Source organism: Gudongella ferriphila (assembly GCF_046224405.1).
Classification (GTDB): domain Bacteria; phylum Bacillota; class Clostridia; order Tissierellales; family Tissierellaceae; genus Gudongella.
In genome coordinates this window covers 1-1,672 of the sequence record NZ_JBJXRK010000064.1, presented here as the reverse complement: position 1 = coordinate 1,672, position 1,672 = coordinate 1, and the positions used below count along the sequence as shown (strand labels likewise).

Annotated in this window: 1 rRNA gene; it reads left to right on the top strand. The window is 51.7% G+C overall.

Features of this window, described 5'->3' with window-relative positions:
• Positions 1-1,672 (top strand): 23S ribosomal RNA (locus tag ACKVDP_RS13745); the annotation flags it as partial.

The following is a 1,672-nucleotide window of genomic DNA, read 5'->3' as shown; positions in this document are numbered from 1 at the left end:
GGTAGAGGAGCATTGTGTAAGGGAAGAAGGTGTACCGAAAGGAGCGCTGGACATTACACAAGAGAGAATGCTGGCATAAGTAGCGAAAGGTGAGTGAGAATCTCACCCGTCGAAAACCCAAGGTTTCCTGAGGAAGGCTCGTCCACTCAGGGTAAGTCGGGACCTAAGCCCAGGCTGAAAAGCGTAGGCGATGGACAACAGGTTATAATTCCTGTACTAGTGATAATCGTTTGAGAGATGTGGGGACGCAGAAGGATATGTTGAGCGTGCGGTTGGAAGAGCACGTCCAAGTATGTAGGTAGAGAAGACAGGCAAATCCGTTTTCTTGTTAATACCAAGGTACGATGGGGATCGAAAAACAAGTAGAGAAGCAACAGACTCCACGCTGCCAAGAAAAGCCACTATCGAGATTAAAACTACCCGTACCGCAAACCGACACAGGTAGGTGAGGAGAGAATCCTAAGACGAGCGGAAGAACCTTTGTTAAGGAACTCGGCAAAATAGCCCCGTAACTTCGGGAGAAGGGGTGCCGGTTAGCGTGGACATCAAACGATGTATAAAGCGTGGACCGGCCGCAGTGAATAGGCCCAAGCGACTGTTTACCAAAAACACAAGTCTCTGCTAAGTCGAAAGACGAAGTATAGGGGCTGACACCTGCCCGGTGCTGGAAGGTTAAGGGGAATGCTTAGCGCAAGCGAAGGTATGAACTTAAGCCCCAGTAAACGGCGGCCGTAACTATAACGGTCCTAAGGTAGCGAAATTCCTTGTCGGGTAAGTTCCGACCCGCACGAAAGGTGTAACGATTTGGGCACTGTCTCAACAAAGGATCCGGTGAAATTGTAGTACTCGTGAAGATGCGAGTTACCCGCGACAGGACGGAAAGACCCCGTGGAGCTTTACTGCAGGCTGACATTGGATTTTGGCATTGCATGTACAGGATAGGTGGGAGACTAGGAAGCAAGTGCGCCAGTATTTGTGGAGTCGCCCTTGGGATACCACTCTTGTGATGCTGGAATTCTAACCTGGTACCGTGAAACCGGTATGGGGACACTGTCAGTTGGGCAGTTTGACTGGGGCGGTCGCCTCCTAAAGAGTAACGGAGGCGCTCAAAGGTTTCCTCAGCACGGTCGGAAATCGTGCGAAGAGTGTAAAGGCAGAAGGAAGCTTGACTGCGACACCAACAAGTGGAGCAGGAACGAAAGTTGGACTTAGTGATCCGGTGGTACCGCGTGGAAGGGCCATCGCTCAACGGATAAAAGCTACCCCGGGGATAACAGGCTTATCTCCCCCAAGAGTCCACATCGACGGGGAGGTTTGGCACCTCGATGTCGGCTCGTCTCATCCTGGGGCTGAAGTAGGTCCCAAGGGTTGGGCTGTTCGCCCATTAAAGAGGCACGCGAGCTGGGTTCAGAACGTCGTGAGACAGTTCGGTCCCTATCCGTCGTGGGCGTAAGAAATTTGAGAGGAGCTGTCCTTAGTACGAGAGGACCGGGATGGACAAACCGCTGGTGTATCAGTTGTCGTGCCAACGGCATGGCTGAGTAGCTAAGTTTGGAAGGGATAAGTGCTGAAGGCATCTAAGCACGAAGCCCCCCTCAAGATGAGATTTCTCTTCGAAAGAGTAAGACACCAGGAAGACGACCTGGTAGATAGGTCTCAGGTGAAAGAGTAG